Source organism: Variovorax paradoxus (assembly GCF_902712855.1).
Classification (GTDB): domain Bacteria; phylum Pseudomonadota; class Gammaproteobacteria; order Burkholderiales; family Burkholderiaceae_C; genus Variovorax; species Variovorax paradoxus_Q.
Genome location: NZ_LR743508.1, coordinates 122,472 through 148,067 on the forward strand (window position 1 = coordinate 122,472; position 25,596 = coordinate 148,067).

At 69.7% G+C, this 25,596-nt stretch carries 19 protein-coding genes; 11 read left to right on the forward strand and 8 right to left on the reverse strand.

Going from position 1 to position 25,596, the window contains the following annotated elements:
- Positions 1-13 precede the first annotated feature (13 nt).
- From AACL56_RS27070 to AACL56_RS27095, 6 genes are all read left to right on the forward strand, one after another.
- Positions 14-976, forward strand: a complete 963-nt coding sequence (locus tag AACL56_RS27070; protein WP_339095243.1) for a tripartite tricarboxylate transporter substrate binding protein — start codon at positions 14-16, stop codon at positions 974-976.
- 8 nt (positions 977-984) lie between these two features.
- A complete protein-coding gene (locus tag AACL56_RS27075) occupies positions 985-1,869 on the forward strand; it encodes an amidohydrolase family protein (protein WP_339093069.1) in 885 nt (294 codons plus the stop codon).
- Positions 1,870-1,885: 16 nt separating this feature from the next.
- Positions 1,886-2,818 (forward strand): SMP-30/gluconolactonase/LRE family protein, encoded by a 933-nt coding sequence (locus AACL56_RS27080; protein WP_339093071.1) that lies wholly within the window; start codon positions 1,886-1,888, stop codon positions 2,816-2,818.
- Between the two features lie 410 nt (positions 2,819-3,228).
- Positions 3,229-3,984, forward strand: coding sequence for an SDR family oxidoreductase (locus AACL56_RS27085; protein ID WP_339093072.1), 756 nt, complete (start codon positions 3,229-3,231; stop codon positions 3,982-3,984).
- A gap of 87 nt (positions 3,985-4,071) precedes the next feature.
- On the forward strand, positions 4,072-4,464 hold the full coding sequence (locus tag AACL56_RS27090) for a VOC family protein (protein ID WP_339093073.1): 393 nt from the start codon (positions 4,072-4,074) through the stop codon (positions 4,462-4,464).
- A 135-nt stretch (positions 4,465-4,599) separates the two neighbouring features.
- Positions 4,600-5,448, forward strand: coding sequence for a YihY family inner membrane protein (locus AACL56_RS27095; protein WP_339093074.1), 849 nt, complete (start codon positions 4,600-4,602; stop codon positions 5,446-5,448).
- A gap of 300 nt (positions 5,449-5,748) precedes the next feature.
- Here AACL56_RS27095 and AACL56_RS27100 read toward each other — a convergent pair whose 3' ends face one another.
- The 5 genes from AACL56_RS27100 to AACL56_RS27120 all read right to left on the reverse strand — a co-directional run bounded on the left by AACL56_RS27100 (position 5,749) and on the right by AACL56_RS27120 (position 14,575).
- Positions 5,749-6,255: a GAF domain-containing protein gene (locus AACL56_RS27100; protein WP_425337084.1), complete on the reverse strand. Its 507-nt coding sequence runs from the start codon at positions 6,253-6,255 to the stop codon at positions 5,749-5,751.
- Positions 6,256-6,361: 106 nt separating this feature from the next.
- Positions 6,362-6,835 carry a hypothetical protein gene (locus tag AACL56_RS27105; RefSeq protein ID WP_339093075.1) on the reverse strand — a complete coding sequence of 158 codons (474 nt, stop codon included), beginning with the start codon at positions 6,833-6,835 and terminating at the stop codon, positions 6,362-6,364.
- Between the two features lie 227 nt (positions 6,836-7,062).
- Positions 7,063-11,265: an RHS repeat-associated core domain-containing protein gene (locus tag AACL56_RS27110; protein ID WP_339093076.1), complete on the reverse strand. Its 4,203-nt coding sequence runs from the start codon at positions 11,263-11,265 to the stop codon at positions 7,063-7,065.
- A 72-nt stretch (positions 11,266-11,337) separates the two neighbouring features.
- Positions 11,338-13,494 (reverse strand): type VI secretion system Vgr family protein, encoded by a 2,157-nt coding sequence (locus AACL56_RS27115; protein WP_339093077.1) that lies wholly within the window; start codon positions 13,492-13,494, stop codon positions 11,338-11,340.
- 205 nt (positions 13,495-13,699) lie between these two features.
- Positions 13,700-14,575, reverse strand: a complete 876-nt coding sequence (locus AACL56_RS27120) for a PASTA domain-containing protein (RefSeq protein ID WP_339093078.1) — start codon at positions 14,573-14,575, stop codon at positions 13,700-13,702.
- 342 nt (positions 14,576-14,917) lie between these two features.
- Between AACL56_RS27120 and AACL56_RS27125 the strand changes: the two genes are divergently transcribed.
- The 5 genes from AACL56_RS27125 to AACL56_RS27145 all read left to right on the forward strand — a co-directional run bounded on the left by AACL56_RS27125 (position 14,918) and on the right by AACL56_RS27145 (position 21,248).
- Positions 14,918-15,118 (forward strand): hypothetical protein, encoded by a 201-nt coding sequence (locus AACL56_RS27125; RefSeq protein WP_339093079.1) that lies wholly within the window; start codon positions 14,918-14,920, stop codon positions 15,116-15,118.
- Between the two features lie 66 nt (positions 15,119-15,184).
- On the forward strand, positions 15,185-15,856 hold the full coding sequence (locus AACL56_RS27130) for an alpha/beta hydrolase (RefSeq protein WP_339093081.1): 672 nt from the start codon (positions 15,185-15,187) through the stop codon (positions 15,854-15,856).
- 234 nt (positions 15,857-16,090) lie between these two features.
- Positions 16,091-16,330, forward strand: coding sequence for a hypothetical protein (locus tag AACL56_RS27135; protein ID WP_339093082.1), 240 nt, complete (start codon positions 16,091-16,093; stop codon positions 16,328-16,330).
- 94 nt (positions 16,331-16,424) lie between these two features.
- Entirely contained in the window at positions 16,425-16,829 is a 405-nt protein-coding gene (locus AACL56_RS27140) for a hypothetical protein (RefSeq protein WP_339093083.1), read from the forward strand.
- A 468-nt stretch (positions 16,830-17,297) separates the two neighbouring features.
- Complete coding sequence (locus AACL56_RS27145) at positions 17,298-21,248, forward strand: amino acid adenylation domain-containing protein (protein WP_339093085.1); 3,951 nt, start codon at positions 17,298-17,300, stop codon at positions 21,246-21,248.
- Positions 21,249-21,283: 35 nt separating this feature from the next.
- On the opposite strand, the gene AACL56_RS27150 is transcribed toward AACL56_RS27145, so the two are convergent.
- From AACL56_RS27150 to AACL56_RS27160, 3 genes are all read right to left on the reverse strand, one after another.
- Positions 21,284-22,840, reverse strand: coding sequence for a diguanylate cyclase (locus AACL56_RS27150; RefSeq protein ID WP_339093086.1), 1,557 nt, complete (start codon positions 22,838-22,840; stop codon positions 21,284-21,286).
- A gap of 80 nt (positions 22,841-22,920) precedes the next feature.
- Positions 22,921-23,817: a helix-turn-helix transcriptional regulator gene (locus AACL56_RS27155; protein WP_339093088.1), complete on the reverse strand. Its 897-nt coding sequence runs from the start codon at positions 23,815-23,817 to the stop codon at positions 22,921-22,923.
- A gap of 59 nt (positions 23,818-23,876) precedes the next feature.
- Complete coding sequence (locus AACL56_RS27160) at positions 23,877-25,595, reverse strand: tannase/feruloyl esterase family alpha/beta hydrolase (RefSeq protein WP_339093089.1); 1,719 nt, start codon at positions 25,593-25,595, stop codon at positions 23,877-23,879.
- Between the last annotated feature and the right edge of the window lies 1 nt (position 25,596).

Below are 25,596 nucleotides of genomic sequence, written 5' to 3' on the forward strand. Positions count from 1 at the left end.
GACCATGCGCACCATGACCCGTCTCTTCAAGCACCTGCTGGCCACTGGCCTGCTTGCCACCGCCGCCATGTCGGCAAGCGCGGCCTACCCGGAACGGCCGATCACCCTGGTGGTTCCCTATGCGCCCGGCGGTTCGACCGACGCACTCGCGCGCGTTCTCGCCCAACGCATCGGCGCCAAGCTCGATGCCAGCGTCGTCGTCGACAACAAGCCGGGTGCCAGCGGCACCATCGGCGCGGGCTTCGTGGCCAAGGCGGCGGGCGACGGCTACACGGTGCTCTACGACGCGACGCCGTACTCCATCAACCCGCATCTGTTCCCTCGCCTGCCCTACAGCCCGAAGGCCCTGCAGCCCCTCTCGCTGGTGGCACTGGCACCGAACATCGTGATCGTGAGCGAGTCGTCGCCATTCAGGACGATCAAGGACCTGGTCGACAAGGCCAAGGCGCAACCCGGCAAGCTGAATTTCGCATCGGGCGGCAGCGGCACGGTGCAGCGGCTCGCGGCAGAGCTGCTGCGCCAGCGCCTCGGCCTGGACATGGTGCACGTCGGCTACAAGAGTGGCGGTCCGGCCATCGTCGATGTGATGGGCGGGCAGGTCGACTTCATGTTCAGCACCATCGCAGCCTCGTCGCCGCTGGTGTCGTCCGGCAAGCTCAGGGCGCTGGCCATCTCGTCGCCGAAACGCTCTGCACGCCTGCCTGACGTGCCCACGCTGGCGGAGACGGTGGCGCCGGGCTACGAGGCCTACGAGTGGAACGGCGTGTTCGTGCCGGCAGGCACCCCTGCGCCGATCGCGGCCCGGCTGCAGAAGGCGATCGCCGAGGCGCTTGCCGAAGAGGACATCAGGAAGCGTTTCTCGGATGTGGGCGTGCAGCCCATCGGCTCGACGCCTGCCGAGTTCGTCGACTTCCTCAGGAAGGAGGACGTCAAATGGTCCGACGTGATCCACAAGGGCCAGATCAAGCTCGACTGAAGATCAGGATGACTTCAGACCTCGATGCCCCGGTGCCGCACTCCATCGGCGTGAACCGCCCGTTGCAGGCGCTTCCTCGCGATGCCTGCGACAGCCACATGCACATCTTCGATCCGCGCTTTGCCGCGTCGCCTCACTGGAAGCGTCGGCCGCCGAGCGCGACGGTGAGCGACTACCGGGCACTGCAACGCCGGCTGGGTACGTCGCGCACGGTGGTCGTCAACCCCTCGACCTACGGCACCGACAACGCCTGCACGCTCGATGCGCTCGCGCAGCTCGGAGAGAGCGCAAGAGGCGTTGCCGTGGTCGATCAGGACGTGACCGATGAAGAGCTCGACCGGCTCGCCGGCCAGCGGGTGTGCGGGCTGCGCGTGAACTTCGTGACGCCGCAATCATGGGGCGCCACCACTGCAGGCATGCTGGACACGCTGGCGCGGAAGATCGAACGCCTCGGCTGGCACGTGCAGGTGTTCGTGAACGCAGGCCAGCTCGTCGGGCTCGAGCCGGTGCTTCGGCGCCTGCCCGTCCCGCTGGTCATCGATCACATGGCGCTCATGGACCCCGCCGATGCGCTGGAGAGCGAGGCATTCGCGGCCGCACGCCGCCTGCTCGACGGCGGCCGGACTTGGATCAAGCTCTCCGGCGTCTACATGCGTTCGCGCGAAGGCGAGCCCGGCTACGCAGACGCCGCTGCCATGGGCCGCGCGCTGGTACGGGCCGCACCGCAGCGGCTGGTCTGGGGCAGCGACTGGCCGCACACCACGCAGCCCGCAGGCACCGTCAACGATGCCAGCCTGGCCGACGTTCTCGCGGGCTGGTGCGACAGTGCCGAAGTGCGCAACCGCATCCTGGTCGGCAACCCCGCCGAACTCTACGGCTTTGCTAGCGCCTGATTCCGAGGAGACGACGATGTACTTTCTGCAGCCGCCCCAGGTGATGGAACTCGAGACCTTCACGACGATGCCCGAGCGCTTCCGGCGCCGCGAGCCCTCGGTGTGGGCCAGCGCAAACCGCGGCGGCCAGCCGACCGACTCGTTCCTGGAAGGTCCGGTGTTCGACGGCGAAGGGAACCTGTACGTCGCGGACATCCCGTTCGGCCGCATCTTCCGCATCGACGGCGCCGGCGCGTGGTGCCTTGTGGCCGAGTACGACGGCGAGCCGAACGGAATGAAGTTCGTCGACGACCGCACCCTGCTCGTCACCGACTACAAGAACGGGCTGATGCGCATCGATGTGCATACCGGCCAGGTCACTGCGCACCTGCAGCGCCGCAACACCGAGAGCTTCAAGGGCGTCAACGATCTCGTGCTGGACGCGAACGGGAACATCTACTTCACGGACCAGGGCCAGAGCGGGCTGCACGACCCTTCGGGCCGCCTGTATCGCCTGCGACCCGACGGCCAGCTCGACATGCTGCTGTCCAACGTACCGAGCCCCAATGGCGTTGCCCTGTCGCCGGACGGCAAGGTGCTCTACCTCGCAGTGACGCGCGGCAATTGCATCTGGCGCGTTCCGCTTCTGGCGGACGGCAGCGTGTCCAAGGTGAGTCAGTTCTTCACGTCGTACGGCCCCAGCGGCCCGGACGGCCTCGCCGTCGACAGCACGGGGCGATTGCTCGTCGCGAACCCGGGCCTGGGATATGTCTGGGTGCTCAGCCCGCGCGCCGAGCCGGTCGCGGTGCTGCGCGGCCCGGCGGGCGCATCGACGACCAACCTGGCGTTCGGCGGGCCCGAACGGTCCACGGTTTTCGTCACCGATTCCACGCACGGCCATGTGCTGAAGCTGGACCTCGACGCTCCGGGCCTCCCTTTGCATCGCCTGCCGCTCGCACAAGGCCGATGAGCCCGACGAGGCAGGCGGCCTGCGCGTGCGTGCGTGCGCATTTGACGAGGGCCCGGCGGCGCCCCTAGAATCCGCGCCGCAGCTTGCCACGCGAGCTGCCGTAGGCGTTACCGTCATCCAACGCGTCCTTTGCCGAGAGGAGCCCAGCAGGGCAGTTCTCGGCGAACCATGACGCCGTTTTTCGATGACCGTATGTTCCGTCGTCCCGGGCTCCCGCCTGCCTGGGGCATCTTCTCCGCATTCCTGTCTGCCACGTCGCACCGACGCGCGTCGGCATTGCTGCGCTTCGGGTTTCGGCAGCCGCTGCCGTGCCTGCGCGCATGCCTCGCCGGCGGCGGATCGAGCGGAGGCGGAACCCTGTCGGTCCGGCTTGCGGCATTCAGCAACCCCGAAGACTCAGGACGAATCCAATGAAACTCACACACAACACCATCCTCGTGACCGGCGGCACCAGCGGCATCGGCCGTGCACTGGCCGAAGCGCTGCACGACCGCGGCAACCGCGTGCTCGTCACCGGCCGTCGCCGCGCATCGCTCGACGAGATGTCGGCACGGCGCCCCGGCCTCATCGGCCTGGCTGTCGATGTCGACGACCCTGGTTCGGCGCCGAGGCTGGCCGCCTGGCTGCGCGAGAACGCACCATCCCTGAACGTGGTGCTCGCCAATGCCGGCATTTCGCGGGCCGAGGACATGGCGTCCGGCACCTGGACGGCCGGCGACGCCACTGCCGTGGTGCAGACCAACATCCTCGGCGTTTTGCGCGTCGCCGAGGCCGTGCTGCCGCTGCTCAAGGCGAACGGCAGGGCCACGTTCATGGCGACCAGTTCGGCACTGGCCTTCGTGCCGCGCGCGGACTTTCCCGCGTACTGCGCAAGCAAGGCCTTCCTGCATTCCTGGTTGCAGTCGCTGCGGCACCAGATGCGCGCTTTCGACATCGAAGTGCTCGAACTGTCACCGCCCTACGTGCAGACGGAGCTCACCGGGCCCGGCCAGGCGAGCGATCCCCGCGCGTTGCCGCTGGCCGACTACGTCGGCCAGGTGCTGACCAGGCTGGAGGCAGGCGACACGCCGAACGGTGAAGTGCTGCTCGAGCGCGATCTCCCGCGACGCTGGGCCGAACGCGATGGCACCTACGCCGCCGTGTACGCCGCGATGAATCCGGTCTGAACGTCGCACGGCCCATCCAGCCCACCACGCGCCTGGCGCGAAGGCACGAAACCAGGCGCGCCATCTTTCACGAATCAAGGAAATCCCATGTCCATCTCCTGCACTGGCACGCTGAACCACCTGAGCCTGCCGACCACCGACCCCCAGCCCACGGCGGCCTTTCTTGCCGAGCACTTCGGCTGCCGCATCGTCACCGCGGGCGACAGCATCCTGCTGCATCGCAACGGCTTCGACATCGTCCTCGACCACGTCGAGGAGCCAGTTCAATGGCCTCGCAACTTCCACTTCGGCTTCGAGATGGAGACATTGGCGGAGGTGCGGGCCTTGCACCGGACCTTCGATGCCGCGGGCGTGTTCATGGAGACGGCCGTCTTCAACAACTCGCGCGGCTCGCGGTTCTTCTGTCGCATGCCGGGAGGCGTGATGATCGAAGTCAACACGCGCGAAGACAAGGAAGACGACTGGCGCAAGCTGTTCTGAGCGAAGCCCGGGCCCGGGCTTTCGGTGCGCCGCCGATGCACTGGGCGCGAGCGCGCGATCGCCCCGACAATCGCCACCCGCGGACCACGGCGTGTCCGCATGCCGACCCCGTCGGTTGCCACCTTTGCGCGACACATGCTCACCCTGACCCGCCTGACGATCCAACGTGCCAAGAAGGAGCGCCTGCCCCAGGTTGCCGGCAGCCTGGCGTTCACGACCCTGTTGTCCATCGTGCCCCTGCTGGCCACCAGCTTCGCGCTGTTCGCGCGATTCCCGATCTTCAGGCGGCTCAAGGAAGCGCTCCAGGAGTTCCTGCTGAGCCGGCTGCTGCCGCCGGACATCGCCCGCACGGTGCTGAAGTACCTGAACCAGTTCGCCACGAACGCCAGCGGCCTGACCTGGGTCGGATCGCTTTTCCTGCTGGGCACGGCCGTCGCGCTGCTGCTGACCGTGGAGAACGCGCTGAACCAGATGTGGGAGGTGAAAAGGAACCGGCCCTTCTTCCGGAGGGTCGGCCTGTACCTCCTGATGCTGGCCGCCGGCCCACCCCTCCTGGGGCTGAGCCTGTGGGCGACCTCGTACGTGCTGGGCGTCTCGCTCGGCCTGATCGGTGCGATGCCGCCGTCGCTCGGCTTCGTGCTCGACCTCGGTCCGTTCGTGCTCGGCGTGATCGCGCTGACGGGCATGTTCCATCTCGTGCCGAACACCAAGGTCCGGCTGCGCGATGCCATCGCCGGGGCCGTGATCGCCAGCGCAGCCTTCGAACTCGGCAAACGCGGCTTCGCCACCTACCTCGCCAAGGTGCCGACGTACAGGACGGTGTACGGCACCTTCGCGGCGTTTCCCATCTTCCTGCTGTGGGTGTACTTCTCCTGGCTCGTCACGCTGGTCGCGGCAATGATCACGGCCAACCTGGCCATCGGCCGCCGGCGAACCGTGGCAACCGCGAGGACGGCCCGGACGTCGCAGCGCCCTCCAGGCTGATGCGCACCGGCGAGCTGCGCGCGACGACCCGCCTCGTCGCTTCGTGCCGGAAGCTCGCGCGCCGCGGGCGCAGAGCCGGCCCGCTTGGCAGTCGACGACCCGCAGAAGAGCTTGAAGGGCTATGCGCTGGTGGACGTAAGCCTGCGCGACAAGCTGGCCGAGGGCAACGTTCGCCTTGCCGTCAGCAACCTGTTCAACCGCAACTGCATCGCCTGCTGCTCGCAGAGCGCGCTGGTCGAGCCGCTGCGCTGTTTCGCCGGCCGCGGCCGGACGCCGGCGCCGGGCTACTCCATCGAGCCGTCACGCCCAATCGGTCGCTTCGACGAGCACGTCCAGCGCGTTGCTGAACCCGAGCGCATCTTCCTTGTCGAAACGCCCCAGCACCGGGCTGTCGAGGTCGAACACCGCGCGCAGCTGGCCGTTCACCAGCACCGGGAGCACCAGTTCCGACTGCGAGGCGGAATCGCAGGCGATGTGGCCGGGGAACGCGTGAACGTCCGGCACGAGCTGGACCACCTGCGTGCGGGCGCAGGCGCCGCACACGCCGCGCTCGAAAGGAATGCGCACGCACGCGACCTTGCCCTGGAACGGGCCGAGCACCAGTTCCTCTGCGCGGGCCATGTAGAAGCCGGCCCAGTTCAGCTCGGGAACCGCGTTGAAAACGAGCGCGGAAAACTGCGCCAGGTTGGCCAGCCAGTCGCGCTCGCCTTCGAAGAGCGACCGCGCCTGCGCGACCAGCAGGCCGTACGACTCGCGCTTGGCTTCGGGGGTTGACATGTCGAGGCTGGGCGCCGGCTCAAAGCTCATGGTCTGCTGCGTTCGGTGAAACCCGCATTCTTGCACTCGCTTCGGAGTATTCCGATGTCGTGAAGTGTTCCGAAGGCCGGATCGCCGCGCAGACGGTCCGTTTTCTTCAGAGGATCATCTGAAGCAGCGCGTGCAGCTGCTCATGCAACCTGCTGGCGGAGATATAGGCGATCACGCCGTCGCCCTGCGCGGCTTCCACCGGCTGCACCTGTGTCTTGTGCTTTCTCGTCAGCACCGCCCTGGGGCCCGCCACGTCGAGCTCTACCTGGATGTATCCCTCGTAGGTATGGGCGTGCCCTTCGGCGCCGATGCAGAAGCGGCACAGCGGGTTGCCCTGCGAAGCAGCCGAATCGCGTCCCCCATGGCTGCGCTCGACGAAGCTGGCCATGCCCTTGCCGGCAAGAAAGCCCTTGAACTCCACGAACGTGGGTGCCACGACGGCGTCGACGTGCGCCTCGAAACGCTGGCGGAATTCGTCGAGGGCATGCCCCGTCCTGCCCGTGCCGGGCTGTTCGAGCTGCCGGCGGCGCCCGGCATCGGCAAACAGTGCTTCGAGAGCCTGCTTGTGTTGATCTTTCATGTTGTCCCTTCTTGTTCGCGCATCCCGCATGACCAAGCTTGCTCGAACTCATTGAGCGGCCACGAAGATAGCATTGAGATTGCCTCTCGCACGCCGGATCCTCGGCCGGCGCGTCAGACACACCGTGCGCTCCGGCGGACAGGCGATGCCCGGCCCATCCGGGCCGGTACCAGCCCGACCGGGCCTTGCCCCGGATGATGCCAACGAGCGCCGGCATCCGGCGCCGGCTAGGAGCAGTTCTTGCCGCCCCGCCCCTTGAGCGACTGCTCCTGCACGCTGATGGGCGGCGGGGGTGGTGGCGGCGGGCGCGGCGGCAGCTTGATGCCGAGCGAGAGAAACACGACGTAAACGCACACGGTGGCGTAGTCGCTGACCCGGCCCGCGACCTGCGTGCAATCGGGGCAGTTCTTCGCGGAGCCGGGAGCCGGGCGCTCCAGTTCGCTGCCCATGTCCGGCAGGCCCGCGCCGGGTGGCGCGTCGAAGAGCGGCGTCCCGGCGTGGGCGGCGTCGGCATACAGGCCCAGCGGGTCCGACAGCTGCAGCGGGTCCTGGCGCGCATAGGCAAAGCCGTTCAGGCCGCCCCGAAAGCCGATGGGGTCCTGGTTAATGTAGGCACCGAGCGCCGGGTCGTAGTAGCGGTGGCGGTTGTAATGCAGGCCGGTTTCCGCATCGAGGTGCTGGCCCGGCAGCCGGATCGGCTGGTCGAGGCCGTAGGGGTTGTATTCCTGCGCGACCTGGCCCCAGGGGTCGTAGCTGGCCATCCACACGAGCTGGCCTGCCTCGTCGGTGAGCGCCTGGGGCGTACCCATGGGGTCGCAGTGGTAGTGGTGGACGGCCACCGGCCTAGATGGCGCGGGCGGCGACCCGGCCGGCAGAAGGGCATCGGGTGCCATGCCCTCGTCCGCCCACGCCTGCACGCCCGCCTCGAGCTGCTGGCGCATGGCCGGCGGCAAGGCCTCCAGGGTGTCGCGCAGGCCCTGGCTGAGTTGCGGGTCGCCGGCATTCGCGATGAGCGCAGCCAGTCCCTGCGGCGGGGCGGCGCCCTGCGTGCTCAACCGCACCAGCGGCACGAAGCCGCCCGGCTCGTACACCGTGTGTGTCACCTGCCTGTCGCGGCCGGGCTTGCGATGCTCGGTGTGCACCAGCCGGTCGCCGTCCCAGCCCTGGTAGACGCGCGCCTTCAGGACCTCGCCCTGCCCGTGCACCTGCTCGGCGACCGTCTTGCAAAGACGCCGGCCGCGGGCATCGTACGAATAGCGGCTGACGACGGTTCTCGCCCGGTCCTTCATCCGCGCCTCGACGAGGCGGTTGGCGCCGTCGTAGTGAAGCGCCAGTTGCCGCCCGTCCGGACCGGTCGCCTCGACGCGGTTGCCGCGGCCGTCGTAGCGGTAGGCGGCGTCGTCGCCATGGCCGACGCGGTTGTCCGGCCAGCGCGGCACACCGGCCGACGCCGAGTCGGCCTGCGGCGCCTGGCGCTGGCCCAGCACGTCGAAACCCTGCACCTGCCACTGCCCCCGCACCCGCGTGGTCCACGCATCCGCGTCTTCACCCTGTGGCAACGGGCGTGGGTCGGCCTCCGCCGAAGGCAGGCGATTGCCTGCGGGGTCGAAGAGCCAATGGCGCCAGCGGCCCGCTGCCTGCGCCGCCACCAGGCGCCCATGGGCGTCGTAGCGGTAGCGGGCGTCGTGGCCGTCGGCCTCGATGGCCTCCAGCTGCCCCAGGTCGTCGTAGCGGTAGAACCGCCGGGCGAGGGAACCCGTGAGCGGCAGGGGCGGCGCGCCGCCGGTCGTGTCGTCCGGCAGCACGGCCCCTTCGATGCTCAGGCTGTCGAGGCGGCCGAGCACGTTCCAGGCACGCTGGGTCTGCAGCACCCGCCCGTCCGGCGTGGTGTGCTGCCGAAGCAGCTCGCGATGCAGCGCGTCGCGTTCGATGTCCAGCAGGTTGTGGCCGTCGTGGAGCAGCCCGTGCAGGTGGCCCGCGCCGTACAGCAGGTAGTCGACCGTCCCGAGGTCCTGCAGCGCGCTGGACTCCCGGTGCCCCAGCGCGTCGAGCCTGTGCGAGATGGTGTGCTCGAACTCGATGGCCGGCTCCTGCGGCATCGGCGGGGCAAGTCCGGAGCGCTTGGCGACCGTCTCGGCAGACTTGTAGAGCCGCTGCGTCTCGGCAACCGGCCGACCCAGCGCATCGCGCTCGGTCAGCGCCTCGGTGTGCAGCCGCGGCTGGCCGTCCGGCCCGGCCAGGTAGCTGCGCGCGGCGACCAGCTGGCTGGCGGCGTTCCATTGCAGCCGTTCGATGCGCGACGCGGCGTGCTCGGTCGCAGGCACGTGGATCTCGTCCAGCCGGCCCATGGCGTCCCAGCCGTAGCGCGTGCACAGGCGATCCGTGCCCGTCCCGTCGACCACCTCGACCAGCTGGCCCCCGGCGTCGTAACGGAAGGCCTGCTGCCGGCCGTCGAAGCCTTCCTCGCCGACCTGCCGGTTCATCGCGTCCCACGTGAAGTGCGCCTGCGCGCCGTTCTCGTTGCGCAGGCAGACCAGCCGGCCGGCGGCGTCGTACTCGTATTGCACGTCGTGCCCGCCCTGCCAGCGCCGCGTGACGCGACCCCACAGGTCGTACGCGAAGCCGACCGTGTGTCCCGCCTGCTGCTCGCTCGGCTGGACCTGCGTGATGCGCCCGGCCGCGTCCGTCGCATACCGGACCGTGCTGCCGTCGGCGCGGTGCACCGTCCGCAGGCCGCCGGCGAAGTCGTGGTCGTAGCGCACGCTGCAGCCCAGCGCGTCGGTGTGGCGGATGCGCCGTCCCCAGCGGTCGTACCCGTATTCGCTGGTGCGGCCCGAGCAGTCGGTGTGGCGCAGCAGCTGGCCCGCGGGGCTCCAGGCGAAGCGCACGACGCCGCCGCGTGCATCGGTCCTCGCCGTGGGCAGGTCGCAGACCAGGGGCTCTTCTTCGGGAGAGGGGTACTCGTCGCATTGCACGCTGCCGTCGGGCTGCACGACCTGCGTGCGGCGCCCCCACGCGTCGTACGCGAACCGGGTGACGGCGCCGGCGGCATCGGTGATCGACAGCAGGTCCCCGGTGTCGGGATCGTGCGCCTGGCTGCCGTGCGTTCCGTCGGCGTCGTGGCTGCCCAGCAGGCGGCCCTCGCCGTCGTAGCGCAGACGCGTGGTGCGCCCGAGCGGGTCGACGGCCTCCACCATGCGCCCGGCGGTGTCGTAGGCGTAGCGCATGGTGCTTCCGTCCGCGCGCACGTGCGCGACCAGCCGCGACAGGCCGGCCTCGCCCTCGAAGCGGTAGACATCGACGCGCTGCAGGCTGTCGGTGACGGTCGTGGTCCTGCCGGTCTCGTCCTCGCCGTATGCGAACCGGAAGCTCAGGCCTTCCTCGCTGGCATGCTCGATCACGCGGGCACCGGCCTCGGGGCCTTCGTAGCGGTAGGTATGGCGCGGCCCGCCGAGGTGGCGGTGCGCGGTCATCCGGTGCTCGTGCCAGGCGAACTCGCGCACGAGCCGGCCGGCGCGGTCGTGCACCGTGGCGAGGTCGCCCGCGGGCGAGTAGCCGTAGCGCACCAGCATCACCGGCTCCTGCGCTTCGCCCGCGCCGGGCACGCAGGGATCGCTCAGGAGTTCGACGCCGCTCAGGCGCCAGCCGCTGTCGGCATGCCACGGCCCCTGGGCGGGGCGGGCGGCGTGCAGCTGCCTCAGGTGCAGGCGGAAGCGCCGGCCGACGCCATCCACGATGCCGACCACGCGGCCCCACGCGTCGCGCTCGCAGGCCTGGCGCCTGCCGAAGCGGTCGACCATGCACTGCTGCAGGTAGGTCGCACCACCTTCGCCCGCGCCTTGCTGCGGCGCCTCGCCGGACACCGGCGCCGGTGCCAGCACCCACCAGGTGCGGGCCTGTCCATCGGTGGCCAGGATGCAGTGCGGGTCGTCGCGGAACGCCTCGGCGACGTGCCGCAGGCGTGGCTGCGCGGCCCACGCCGCGCCGGCGCCACCGCGCAGCAGCCAGATGTCCTCGCTCGGGCTGTAGATCGATCCACCCTCGGGCAGCGGATCGAACGTGATGGCCCGGCCCATGGTGGTGAACAGGACGCAGGCATCGTCGCGCAGCACGATGCGCATCTCGCCGGGCAGGCTCCAGCCGTGGCCCAGCAGCCCGCACGGCGCGCCGTGCTCGGGGTTGACGTAGCTGCTGTACTGGCGCTGCCATGCCAGCCGCATCGCACCGGGCAGCGCGAAGTCCAGCTCCGAGGCGCCCATCAGGATCTTGGCGCCCTGCGCGGGACTCACGGGGCTGCCCACCGTCACGCCGCCCGGGCACTCGGAGCATGCGACGCCGCCCTGGCTGCCGATGAGCACCGTGCGCGAACCGCTGACGATCTTGCTGCCGGACACGCTGTCCGTGATGCGCGCTGCTGGCTTGCCGCTCATGTGGCTTTCACTCCCGCTGGTTGAATTGATGTGTGGGGTTCGACGTGTGTTCGCAGGCTGGCCGCCGGGCCGCTAGCAGTTGAGCTTGTCCAGCGGCGACAGGATCTCGATCTGGCCCGCGGTGATTCGGATCGTGCTGGAGCCGCAGCTCAGCGTGATCTCCTCGTCGGCCGAGATGGCGAGCTTCCTGCCGTGCACCGTGAGGGTGTCGCCGACCCTCAGCGTGTCGTTCTTCCCGATGTCCGTCTCGCGCACCTGGCCGACCTGCACCGTCTGCTTCTCGCCGACGTTGAGGTCCTGCGTCTTGCCCACGTTGGTCATCATGCTCACGCCGATGTTCTCCATGTAGGACACGCCGATGGAAATGACCTTGAACACGCCGACGTTCTGCGTGTAGCCGATGCCCACCGTCTGCATCTTGAACCTGCCGATGGAGATGGTCTCGTTCAGGTCCACCCGCTCCTTGCGGTTCTGGTGGATGGTGATCGTCTCATCGAGGTCGACCTCCTCGGTGCGCCAGCCGTGCACGTCGATCTTCTCGTTGCGGTCCACCACCTCCGTGCGGTCCCGGTGCACGGTGTTGAACTCGTCGCGGTCGATGGTCTTTCGCCGGTCGTTGCCGACCCACTTGTCCTCGTCGTGCTCGACCTCGGTGAGCTGGTCCTTCTGGGCGTGCAGCCACAGCTGCTCCTGGCCGGCCTTGTCCTCGAAGCGCAGCGCGTTGGCGGTGCCGGGCGAGTCCCTCAGGCCGTCGCCGGGCGTGCCGCCCTGCGACGAGCGCGTGAGGATGCCCGACTGCGTCTTGTGCGCCGGCAGCTCCCAGGGCGGCATCTGCGCCGCGTTGTAGACCCGCCCTGTCACGATGGGATGGTCGGGGTCGCCGTTGAGAAAATCGACGATCACTTCCTGGCCGATGCGCGGCACGTGCATGGTGCCGTAGTTGCTGCCGGCCCAGGTCTGCGACACGCGGATCCAGCACGAGGAGTGCTCGTCCATCTTGCCGTAGCGGTCCCAGTGGAACTGCACCTTGATGCGGCCGTACTCGTCGGTGTAGATCTCCTCGCCCGCAGGGCCGACGACCACCGCGGTCTGCGGGCCGGTGGTACGCGGCTTGGGCGTCACCCGCGCCGCGCGATAGCTCGCTTTCTCCGGCAGGACCTCGAAGGTCTGCCGGTAGCTCGTGCCGCTGGTGCCCTCGGCATAGTCGGCATCGGCCGCGCCGACCTGCCGCAATGCGTTCTCCTGAAAATCGAAGGTCACGGCCTCGATCAGGAAGCGCCCGTTCTCCTGCGACCTCGGGTGCCGCGCCAGCTCGAAGGTGTGGCCCGGCGCCATGTGCCGCAACGGGCCGTGCCCGGTGATGAGCTCCCGCCGCGCGCCCTGCTGCTCGATGCGCACGCGCGCGTAGTTCTCGCCGTCGCCCAGTTCGGTGTATCCGCCCGGCCATTCGTAGAGTTCGTAGTCGTCGCGCTCGTGGCCCGCGCGCTGCTGCCGCGCGGTGTCGATCTCGGCGTTGGGCTTCGTGAAGTCGTAGTCGTTCGCGGCGAACAGGCCCGAGGCCACGTCTTCGCGGTGCTGCCAAGTGTCGATGAAGTCCTGCTCGAGCACCTGCGCAGCCAGCACGCCCGCGTGGTAGGGGATCTTGCCGGGGCCGTTGGGCAATGCGGTGTGCGAGGCCGGGCCGTCGCACAGCACGAGCTTGTGGCTGCCCTGCGCATGCTCGAAGTGGTAGTACAGGCCTTCCTGTTCCATGAGCCGGCTCGCGAAGCCGAAGTCGGTCTCGTCGTACTGCACGCAGTAGTCCCATGTGCGGTAGCTGCCGCTGAACCGGTCCTCGATGGAGAAGCCATAGCGGCCCAGCACGTCGTGCAGCATCTGCGGCGCGGTCATGGACTGGAAGATTTTGAAGTCCGAACGGCGCGTCGCATACCAGAGCCAAGGCCGCAACTCGGCCTCGTAGATGTGCATGTCGCCATCGTCCTTGCCGATGTAGGTGAAGCGGGTGGCCTGTCCGCTCAGGAAGCGCTTGCCCGCGCCGCCGAGTTCCGTGGACAGGTTCACCTCGATGCTCATGTCCTTGCCGAGCACGCTTTTGGCCGCGATGCCCGCCGAGTCGCTGATCAGGCGGACCCTGTATTCGAAGAGTGTGGAGATCCGCTCCTGGCCTGTCATGGAACGAAATTTCAGGCGCTCGCCCAGCTCGGTGTGGGCGATGAAGCTGCGAGTCATTGTCTTGGGTCTCCCGTGGGCCCGGTGCGGGCCACATCCAAGTGTTTGATGAGCCCTTTTAATCGGCGTTGCGCCTCGCGACAAGCTTCAACCGACACGGGCGGCCGGGAATATCGGAAGCAAGTACTACAGCCATCGCCGATGCAGCGAGGCCTTTGTGACTACGCGCCGCGCGATGCGGCTCGGCCTCTGCGCGGCCGTTCTTTCAGCGGCAGCCTGCCTCGTAGCCGACGACACCAGGGAGATCGTTCTCGCCGGCCGTCACCACCGACAGCGTGCCCGCAGGACCGCTGTAGCCGAAGCGGCAGTAAGCCAGGCCGGTGCCGGAACACGACTCGGCCTCCACGATGCCGCGCCGGATGAACGCCCCCTGCCGCCATTCGCCGTCCGCCCTGGCACGCACCGGCTTCCAGCCCTTCGCAGCCAGCGCCTTGCGCGCCTTGTCGATCGGCATGCCGTAGAGGTTCGGCAGCTTCGCGCGGCCCTGGCAGACCGCGTCTTCGTCGGCCATCCTGCCGAGGTGCAAGGCACCGTCGGCGTCCACGCGCAGATCGCCGACCGGCGAGCCGATGATGTCGCCGTCCCACACGCGCACCGCACCGTCCGCGAGCGCCGTGAGATGGCCGATGGCCGCGTCCTCCGGCGACTTGCCGTAGGCCAGCGCCACCAGCCTGTCGCCGTCGAACACCCCCACGTTGCCTTGCGTGATGTTGCAGGTGCCGCTGGTGGCCGGCTCCATCCGGCCCGCGAAGGCGACGGCGCGATACGCGCCCAGCGGCAGGTCCGACGTCACTGCCCAACCTTGGGCCGCGACCTGCCGGGCGGCTGCAGACTTCGGCTGGATGACGCGCCAGGGGCAGCCGTCGCGCTCGCTCGCGCTGCCACCGGCCCTGGGCAGGGCGGCAAGCGCCCTCATGCGGATGTCCTTGAGGTCCGACTGCACGCGCATCGGCGCAGCGCTCGCCGAAGGACTCGGCTGCGCGGCCGCGGGCAGCGCCATCGAGGCGCCCAGCATGCACGCGAGGGCAACGCCCGATGCGGCGTGCGATGCGAGGAGGTTCGGAGCGAGGCGTTGCAGCATGGGGATGGCGTCGGAAGATGGGTCGGTGCGCGGCCAGGGGCACTGGCGTCGGCCCTGCAACCGCGGACGTGGCCGGGTGCTTCGGCAAGGCCTGTGCACTGTATCGGATCGATGCATCGCCGAAGTGACAAGCCAGCAGACGTGCGCTTCAGCGGCCGAACCCGTCCCATCCCACGACACGCCTCGGCAGTGGCCTACAGGCAAGGTCCTGCGCGCGCTTACCTTGGTCCTCACATCGACTGTACGCGCGTCAAGCCAAGTCACAGCGCCAAGTCATAGCGCGTCGACCCGATGCGAGGAACAACCCTTCACCAACCGGAGCCGCAGCGACCGGCGAACGACATGACGAACACTGAAAAGCCCTGGCCATTTCCCGGCGCGGACACACGGCCGACCGAAGCGCAGACGCGCGCCAACGACCTCGAGACGCCCGATGGCGACAGCGAGGAAGTGACCGACGAGGCGACCGACGAGGACACCGGGTCCGCGCCGGGAAAGGATCCCAATGCACCAGGCTTCATCAAGCCCGATGCCGATGCCTGAGCCCGCGCGGCTGCGGCGAACCCGCGGCCGTGCGTTCGATTGTGGGGTCCTGTACCTCGTCTCTCCATGCGCACCCGTCCACTGAATCCGTCGCGGCGCCTGCTCGCATGTCCCGGGTGGGAAGACGATGGACACGTCCAGTTCGATCATCTGCAGGCGGCGCTGCAACCGCTGGGCTGGACATGCCGGCGCGCCAACCTGCCCGACGCGCAATGGCCGGCGGCTGCGCGGGCACGGGTCTCGCCGGCCGAGGCACTCGCGCTAGCGACCGCCGACTTCGACGCGCTGAACGCGCAAGAGGCTCCGGGCCCGTGCGTGAGCGCCGTCCTCGGTTTCAGCTTCGGGGGCTACATCGCCGCGCACCTGACGGGCTTGCGCAACATCGACATGCTGGTGCTGCGCTCCCCTGCCCTTTACCCCGACGACACCTGGCTGCAGGCCAAGGAGAGCAATGACGTCGAAGCGCTGCGGCGCTTCCGCAAGCGCGTGCACACGCCGGCGCAGGTGGGCGTGCTGGCGTTCGGCAGCCTGTTCCGCGGGCATGTCTTGCTGGTGTGTTCGGAGAACGACGAAGTGATTCCACCGCCGGTCATCGAGAGCTACCGCCTCGCGTTCCGGCACGCACGATCGCTGGAGCATGTGATCCTGAAGTCGGCCGACCACCAGCTCAGCGACGCGGCCAGCCAGGACGCCTACCGCTGGGAGGTCGTGCGATGGCTGATCGACAAGACCCTTTGAAATCCTTCGTCATCGCGCGCAGCGCGATGCGCGCCGTGCCTGCAAAGACCCAGGACCCACACCCAAGCCCGGTTCTCGGCGCCATCCATGTCCCATGCGGCTGCACGCAGTTCGACGACGCCGGACCGCTGGCCCTTTCGGCCAAGCGCGAGCGTAGCTGTCCTACGCCTGCGCCGAACGTGCGGCCGTAGATTGACCCGGCATTCAGTCCAACCACCAAGGAACAGGCAAGTCATGAATCTGGAGCAACGCGTCGAGTTTTGGGAGCACGCCTTCATCTGCAGGGCACTGCCCGAGGGCGATGGTCGGTACGCGGCCGAACTCGAACATGCCGACGAACCCGTGTCGAGGATCGAGCCGGTGCCCGACGCACTCCGCCTGCATGGCACGCCGGGCGAAGCCCTGAGGCACGCAAAACTGCATGCCATGCAGTGGGTTCACGGCCGCACGGGCGACGCGCAGGGCCATTTCTGAAGCTTCGCGACGAACCCTGACGGGGCGCGGTCCGAAGCGCGAGGAGGCGGCACCCATCCGATCCAGTGCCCAGTACAAGCAACCAGGAGCCACGATGCAAACCTTCAGTCTCGACCCCAGCATGCGCGCCACCATCGGCGGCGCGTTCTATCCGAGCGGTTACTCCATGGTGCTCTTCGCCAAGGAAGCCGATGCATTGAGCGTGGGCCAGCGCCTGATCGACGGCGGCATGAGCGCCGACGACATCTTCCTCATCCCGCCCAAGGCGATCCTGTCGCAGATCACGCCCACGGTCGCGCAGGCCGACGACCCGTTGCCTTCGGCGGGCACCGAAGGCGCCACCGTGCGGGCCTACACCAAGCTCGCCATGGAAGGCCACACCGCCCTGCTCGTGAAGACGCACGACAGCGAGACGGCCGAACGCATGATGGAGGCGGTGCGCACCGTGCCGTATGCCATGGCTCAGCGTTATCGCACGCTGGTCATCGAAGACCTTTGATGCGCAGGGCGGTACGCAGCGGCACGCCATAGTGCCGCGTGCGGGTGACGCCTGCCCACGTGCAGGAAGGGCCGTGTATTCGGGTCCTTGTCGCGTCCTTCGTCATGTCGGCAGCCCCGGCGGAGAGGCTCGCGGCACGGCGCAAATCCGGGGCACATCGCGCTCGGCATTGTTCAGCTGCCGTTCAGGTAACCCATGCAGACGGTATTGGGTAGTACGTTTTCGCAACGACCATTTCTCGATGTAACTCGCTCGTGCGAGTAGTACGTCCGTCCTAACAAACACCCTAGGATGACGCCAAACATCGGAGGGCTTGCGCGCACGTCCTCTGTCGACCCAACCCCATTTCTCTGTGTCTGGCAGCATGGAAAACCAATCTGTGTCGATCGCATTCGGTCTGCGCGCGAGGGCTGGCGCATGAGCGCAGCGCCCCACCCACCCCACCCAGCCGTTGCCACGGCGCTTCCTGTGCTCGAACTCCCGCTGGACCGCCCGAGGCCCGCGGTGCCTGCGCCCGACCTGCGGCGCACCGAGCGCACGATCGAGCCGCGGCTGGCCACCGCGCTGCGCACGGCCGGCGCGCAGGCCGGCGGCGACCTGTTCGACGGGCTGCTCGGTGCCTTCGTCGCCACGCTGTACCGGCTGACGGCCCAGGGCTTCATCGTGGTCGGCGTTGCATCGGGCACCCGGGCGCTGTGCCTCGCGACGCACGCGCAACTGTCCTTCGACACGCTCGTGGCCGAGTGCCATGCGGCAATGCGCAGTGCGCCCCCCGGGCCGTCGTCGCCCGCGAGCGTGCGCTTCGATTTCGACGGCGACATCGGCGACAGCGACGAAGGCGACAGCTTCGAGCTCGCGCTGGACCTGCGGACCTTCCACGCCGGCCTCGTGGCCGAGGCGCGCTACGACGCCCAGCTGTTCGACGAGGCCAGCGTGCAGCGCTGGCTGGAGATCTTCGAGTGCGTGATCCGTTCGGTCGCGCAGGCGCCGGGGCTGCCCATCGGCCGGCTCGAGGTCCTGTCGGCAGAGGCGGCTTCCGTGCTCGCCGCGCTGCAGCCGCCGCGCACCCCGTTGGCCGGCGAGCCTTTCGCGCACGCCGGTTTCGCCGCGCAGGCCGCGCACGACCCCACCCGCCCTGCCGTGCAGGACGGCTCCCGCCGCTGCAGCTACGGCGAACTCGACGCGCTCTCCAACCGGCTGGCACACGCGCTGCGCGAGCGCGGCATCGGCCGCGGCCAGCGCGTGGGGCTGTGCCTGGAACGCGGCATCGACATGATGGTCGCGCTGCTGGCCGTGCTCAAGTCGGGTGCCGCCTATGTGCCGCTGGACCCGAGCTTTCCGCAGGCCCGGCTCGACTACTACGCCGAGGACGCCGCGTTCAGCCTGCTGCTGACATCGTCGGGCGTCGCCTCGGCGCCGCGCGCATGGTGCGTCGACGCGGCCGCGCGCGTGTTCGAGCTCGACCGCGAGGCCGGATGGCGCACCGGCCCCGCGCATGCGCTGCCGCCCGGCGATCAGGACGCGCACCCGGAGGACATCGCCTACGTGATCTACACCTCGGGCTCCACCGGCAAGCCCAAGGGCGTGTGCGTGCCGCACCGTGCGGTCGCCAACCTGATGCAGTCGATGCAGCAGGCGCCCGGCATCGGGCCCGGCGACCGTCTCGCGGCCGTGACCACGCTGTCGTTCGACATGGCGGTGCCGGAGGTGCTGTTGCCGCTGGCGGCCGGCGCAGAGATCGTGCTGGTGCAGCGCGATGTCGCCATGGACGGTCGCCTGCTGCGCGCGATGCTGGACGATGAGCGCATCACCGTCCTGCAGGCCACGCCCGGCATGTGGCAGCTGCTGCTCGAGGCCGGATGGCAGGGACGCATCGGCGCAGGGCCGGGCCTGCGCGGCTGGATCGGCGCCGAACCGGTGCGCGCGCGGCTGGCGCTCGAACTGCTCGAGCGCTGCACCGAACTCTGGAACCTCTACGGACCGACCGAGACCACGGTGTGGTCGACCGCATGGGCCATGCAGCGCGACGCGGTGGCGTCGCGCGGCGTGTCGATCGGCCGGCCCATCGACAACACCGGCGTGTGGATCCTCGACGGCGAACTGCAGCCCTGCCCCGTCGGCGTGCCGGGAGAGATATGCATCGACGGCCAGGGCGTCACGCTCGGCTACCTCGAGCGCGACGAGCTCACGGCCGAGCGCTTCGTCGACGTCGACATCCTGGGCACGCGCACCCGCGTGTACCGCAGCGGCGACCGCGGCCGCTGGCGCAACGACGGCCTGCTGGAGCACATGGGCCGGCTCGACTTCCAGGTGAAGGTGCGCGGCTACCGGATCGAGCCCGGCGAGATCGAGGCGCGCTGCAACGAATACGCGGGCGTGTCGCGCAGCGTGGTGGTGGCGCGCGAGGACCATCCGGGCGACGTGCGGCTGGTGGCCTACCTGGCACTGGCACCCGGTGCCGCACCCGACCGCCGCGCGCTGGCGCAGCACCTGCGCGAGCGCCTGCCTTCGTACATGGTGCCGCAGCACATGGTCATGCTCGCCGCGCTGCCGACATTGCCCAACGGCAAGGTCGACCGTGCATCGCTGCCGCCACCGCACGCCGTGCCGTTGCCTTCGGCTGCGATGCCGGCCGCGTCGAGGCCTCCACCGGCATGCCGCCCCGACCGCCGGAGCGCGCCGCTGACCCCGGCCCAGGAACGCATCCGCAAGCTGGAGGCGGAGCACCCCGGCCGCGCCTTTCACAACATGCCCTGCGCGCAGCGGCTGGTCGGCGAGCTCGACACGGCGCGCTTCGAGGCGGCGCTGCGCGACAGCGTGCGCCGCCAGCCCGCATTGCGCACGCGCATCGAGGCCGATCCGCACACCGGCGTCGCGTTGCAGTCGATCGCCGCGCATGCCGAGCTGCCGCTGCCGCTGGTCGACCTGCGCCACCTGCCAGCCGATCAGCGCGAGGCCGAGCTGTTAGATCGCATGCAGGAACTGGCCGACCGGCCGATCGACATCCACCGTGCGCCGATGGCTCACGCGGCGCTGTTCCGTCTCGCGGAGCAGGACCACGCCTTCGTGTTCGTGGCGCACCACCTGGTGTGGGACGACAGTTCGTTCGACGTGCTGGCACGCGAGCTCTCCGCCACCTTCGGTGCGGGCCTGCACGCAGGTGCGCAGCCGCTGCCGCCCATCGGCGCCACGCACGGCGACCATGCCGAATGGCTGGCCGAGTGGATGGAAGAACCGGCCTTCGAGGAACAACTCGGCTTCTGGCGCCACCGGGCCGCCGCCGCGCCGGTGCCGGCGGCCCGGACCGACCTGCCGCGCCGGGCGGGCCGCCACGGACGCGGCGGCGCGCAACGCATCGGCCTCGGCCTTGCCGCCACGCAGCGCCTGCGCGGCGTGGCGCGCGGCATGGACGCGACGCTCGGCGAGCTGGCTTTCGGCATCTACGCCCTCACGCTGGGCCACGCCACGGGTGCCGAGGCCATCTCCATCGCCCATCCGGTGGACGGCCGCCAGCAGCCCGGGGCCCGCGGCGTGATGGGCCTTTTCGACAACCTGCCGCCGGCATCGCTGAAGGTGGACATGCGCCAGTCGCTGCCGCAGTTCGTGCAGGGCGTGAAGGAAGAACTGCGGACGCTCGCCGCCTACCAGCACGCGCCCTTCGAGCGCTTCGTGGCGGCCAGCCCGTGGAAGTTCTCCTTCCGCGACGCGAGCGACGGCCCGCATCGCCTCGCGGGCCTGCCGGCACAGGCCATGCACCTGATGCAGCGCGGCGCCACGGAAGACATCGCGCTGCGCCTGGTCGACCGGCCACACGGGCTCGAAGGCGCACTGGTCTGCAACAGCGCGATCTACCTCCACGAGACCGGCACCCTGCTGCGCGAGCGCTACCTCGAGCTGCTGCAGCGCGCAGCCGACCGGCCCGAAGCCGCGCTTGCCTCTATCGCCAGCGCCGAGGGTTCCGCCAGCGCGGCCTACCTGCAGCAGCGGCTGGCGGGCACGGGTGCAAAGGCCGTCGACACCGCGAGCGTCGTGGGCGCAATGAGCATGCCGGCTTCCGGCACGCCCACCGCAAGAAGCACGCCGCACCTGGTCCAGCCCGGGCAGGCGCGGCTGGCGCAGGTCTGGGCCGATGTGATCCGCATCGATGTGCGTGACATTCGCGCCAGCGACAACTTCTTCGAGCTCGGCGGCGACTCGCTGCTCGCGCAGCGCGCAGTGCAGCAGACCGAGATGCTGCTGGGCTACCGCGTGGCGCCGCAGCGCTACCTGTTCGAGACGCTCGGGCAGATCGCGGCGTCGTCGCTGGCCGCACCGCTGTGCACCGCGGACCCGCCCTGTGCGCCGGCGCCGGACGTCGCGGGCACCGCGCCGTCACGCGGCCTGCTGGAACGCACGCTGGGCTGGCGGCGCAGGAGCTGACGCCACCGGGCATACCGGTGCGGGCCTGTTGTGTCCTACTCGGTTTCGGGCGCCTGCTGGCTGGCCGAGATCTGGTATTCGACCCAGCCCCAGTAGTGGTCGAGCGTGGTGCCGTCGCGCACCGCCTTTTCCCAGTTCGCGAATGCGAAGGCCGGATGCTCTGCCGCCGGCGCGTACTTGTCGCGCAGGCCTGTCGCGTCCAGGCCGGCTTCGTCCGCGAAGACACCCGCCGCCAGGAGCGCCGCGCCCGGACCTTGCGCATCGGCTGCGCCCGTCCCTTGCCCGGCCGCGGCCTGGCCGGCGAGCACCACGCAGTCGCGCCCGCGTGCCTTGGCCCGCAGCAGCGCCATGTCGGCCTCCTTGAGCGAGGCGCTCGCTTCGCGCTCGGCCATGAGCGGCGCGATGCCGATCGACACGGTGAGCGACAGCGATTCGGACTCGGACATGAAGGGGTGCTCCGAGAACGACTGCCGCACGGCCTCGACGCAGGCATGCGCCTCGAGCAGCGGCATGGCTTCGAACACCAGCCCGAACTCCTCGCCACCGAGCCGCGCGATGGGCACTTCGCCGGGAACCAGCGCGCGCAGCCGCCGGGAGACCTCCACCAGCGCCACGTCGCCGACGTCATGGCCGAAGCGGTCGTTGATCGACTTGAAGAAGTCCAGGTCGATGATGGCCACCGACGCATGCGCCCCGCCGCGCACCGCGGCCTGGGCGGACTGGATCGCGGTGTTGAAGCGGCGGCGATTGGGCAAGCCGGTGAGGGCGTCGGTCTCCGACAGGTCGATCAGCCGCCGGTTCAGCAGCGACAGCTCCCGGTGCGCGGCCCGCAGCGCGTTCTCGCGCTGCACCAGCTCGGTCACGTCGGTCCACACGCAGGCGGTGCCGCCCTGGTCCCAGGCCTGCTCCTGCACGCGGTAGAAGCGGCCGTTGCGCGCGCGCATGGTCGCCGGTGCCGCCAGCGGACCGCATTCGGTGCTGTCGCACAGTTCCTCGAAGGTTTCGTCGTCGCCGAAGATGTCCCTGAACTTCGCCCAGTAGCCGCCCTGCTGCCGGCCGCGCCGCTCGATGGAGGGCACACGCTGGATCAGGCTCAGGAAATGCTCGGAGAAGTAGCGCGAGTTGACGTAGCGCAGCACGCCGGCGGCGTCATGGACGATCAGGCCCACGTTGGCCACGGCCATCAGCCCCTGCAGGAGGCTGCCTTCGCTGCCGGGCGCCTTCTGCGCCGACACGTCCGACCAGATCTTGACGCGCCCGCCGTCGGGCTGCGGAAACATCCGAAGCTCCAGCCAGCGCCCGTCGGCGCGCTGGTACTGCACGGGACCTTCCTCGTGCACATGCCGGAACAGCGCGTTGCGCACCTCGTCGGCGCGCTCCAGCGCGGAGGCCTGGGGATGCTGCAGCGCCAGGAAGGGCTCCAGCGTGTCCAGGTAAGGCGTGCCTACCTGAAGGAAGGTTGCCAGCTCGGGAAAGAAGACGAGGAAACGCTCGTTCCAGAAGGTGACCCGGTCCGCGGCGTCGTAGCCGCACACGGCCGAAGCACCGTGCGCCATCAATGCCTGCGCCAGAAATTCTGAGCCGGAAACCATCTGATCTGTCCACGCCTAGCTGTTTGGAGCCGCGCGCCACGCACGTCCCTTCCTGACCAGATTGTTTCACGAGTTGACAATTACGCGGAATCCGCGCGTCGGCCGCCTGCAGGCGCAACCGCAGCAGAGGCGGCTGGAGCGCAGGCCGCCTCGGCCAGCGCCCTGGCGAACAGCTCGTTGCGGTGGTGCAGGCCCAGGCGCTCGAACGCGCGATTGCGGTAGGTCTTCACCGTGCCCGCGGAAATGCCGAGGTCGGCCGCGATGCCGTCGTAGGTCCAGCCGCGCAGCAGCCGCTGGCACACCTCGCGCTCGCGGCGCGGCAGGTCGGCGAGTGCCGACGGTTCGGGGCTGAGCGCCACCACGTCGTCGGCCTGCGCCTCGCCCACATGCTGCGGCGCGGCGAGCCGCAGGTGCAACTGCACCGTCGCGAGCAGCGGTGGCGCGAGGCTGCAGAGCAGGTCGACCTCGTCGTCGCGGAAGGACGGCTGTTCCATGCCCCGGTAGAGATTCACCGCCAGCACCGCGCCCGATGCGTCGCCCTCGACCAGCGACACACGCTCGCGCAGGCCGTGGCGGATGTAGATCGCCTTGCGATGCTCCAGCGGGATCTCCCGCGCATGCCAGCGCGTGACGGCCGCGCCGCCGCCCCGGGTCACTTCGCGGGCCGGGAGAAAGGTGCGGTCGCGGCTGTAGAGGCCGCGCCGGTACACGCGCCAGGAGTCGCGCGTGCCGTCGGCGATGCCGAAGGCGCCGCCGCCGTAGCTCTCGGGCGGCGCATGCGGATACAGCTTGTAGATCGACATCCAGCACATGGGCAGCATGCGGTTCAGCTCGGCCAGGGCCTTGGCGCTGAAGTCGGGCTGGCCGGTGCAGCCGATCACGCCAGCCAGCGCGAGGCTCGCGCGCTCGGGCGCACCTTCGCCGATGCCAGCGCCGGCGGGCGGCCCGGGCTGCCGCTTGAGGGGAATCAGGTCCATGCGCTCAAGCTACCGGCGCGGTCGCGATCTTCCATCGGGATTGACCCTGTCCGGGCGCCTCAATTGCAACCGAAGCTGGCTGCATCCTCGATGCTGCCGCTGCCCCGGTAGCGCGACTGCTTCGGCCAGGGGCACAGCGGCCGGGTGCGGCCAGGCGTGGTCACGTCGCGGTTCTCGGGCCGGGCGCGCGCCACGATGCGTTCGGGCGGCTGCCCCTTCTCGACCCAGTTCACCAGCGCGCTCAGGCCATCGTACTGGTCGGTCGCGGGGCCGCCCGAGCAGTGCGCCATGCCGGGCACGGTGAACAGCCGCGCCATGCCGTCCGTGCGCTCGCCGTAGCGTTCGCGCAGCCGGTCGAGGTAGCGCACCGTGTCCTTCACCGAGAACACCGGGTCGCTCACGCCGTGGAAGAACAGCATCTTGCCGCCATGGCGCGCGAAGGCGTCGACATCCGGCGAGTCGGGCACCTCCCATTGCATGGCCGACAGCGGAAAGGTCGCGTCGACCGCCGACACCTTGGCGCTGTCGCGCGCCACGTCGTAACCGAGCGCATGGCCGTAGAAGTCGGCGGTGACGGTGGGCGGCGTGCTGAAGACCATCGCCAGCGCGCCGGTCATCAGCGTGATGTTGCGCGCGTTGGGCACGGCGCCGCGCGCGTCGCCGAACTTCCAGCGCGTCCATTCGGTGGAATGCAGTCCGGCGTCGAAGGTCCAGTCGCTGTAGATGGCGCGGCCGTTCGCGTCCCTGGGCCCGGCGAAGGACTTCGAGAGCGCATCGACCTGCGTGCCGGTGAGGCATTGCGCCGTCTTCGCGCCGGTGCAGCGCAGCGCCTCGGGCGTGAACCTGCAGGCGGGCCAGTTGTCGACGATGCCGTCCTTCAGACCGTCGAGCGCGTCGCACCGGTTCAGCACCTCGGTGGTCAGCAGCTTCATGTCGGCCGGCGAGAAGGCGGCCGACAGCACCGGCCGGCCATCGGCCGCCAGCGCGTTCTCCGCCGCGGCCCTGGCGTAGAGCTGGGTGTCGTACACCGCCTGCACCGAAGCCAGCGGCACGCGGTAGGCCGGCGCGGAGGCGATCACGCCGTCGAACATGTCGGGATAGCGCTGCGCCATCATCATGGCCTGCCGCCCGCCGTTGGAGCAGCCGACGAAGTACGAGCGCCCGGGCGGCTTCGCATAGTGCGCGGCGATCAGCGCCTTGGCCACGCGGCCGGTCTGCGCCATCGAGTTGTAGCCGTTGTCCAGCCGCGCCTGCGGGTCGAGGCCGAAGCGGTAGGGGCCGTCGGGGCCGGGCTCGTCGAGGTGGCCGGTGTCGGTGAACACCACGGCGTAGCCCTGCATCAGGGCGTTGCCGGTGTTCCCGCCGCCAGTGAGCTGCCCGACCGCGTCGCGCAGCGTGCCGTCGGTGCCGCCGCCGCCCTGGAAGAAGAAGCGGCCGTTCCAGTCCGCGGGCATGCGCAGGTCGAAGCCGATGGCGTAAGGCTTGCCGTCGATGCCGGTGCGCTCGGCGATTTTTCCCTGCACATGGCAATGCGCCGGCACCGGCGCCTTCGAGCCGGGCGCGCCGGGCTGCACGCCGGTCAGCTGGATCTCGCCCGCGGGCACGGTCTCGCTCAGCACCAGCCGCGTGCCGGCCGGCACCACCGAAGCCAGCCCCGCGCAGGCCACCGGCGCACCCGCCACCGGCGTGCCGCGATCGACGCTGCCGCAGCCGGCGGCGAGCAGGGCCGCCGCGGCGAACGCAGCCTGGCGCCACGACGGATGCATGCGGGCCGTCACC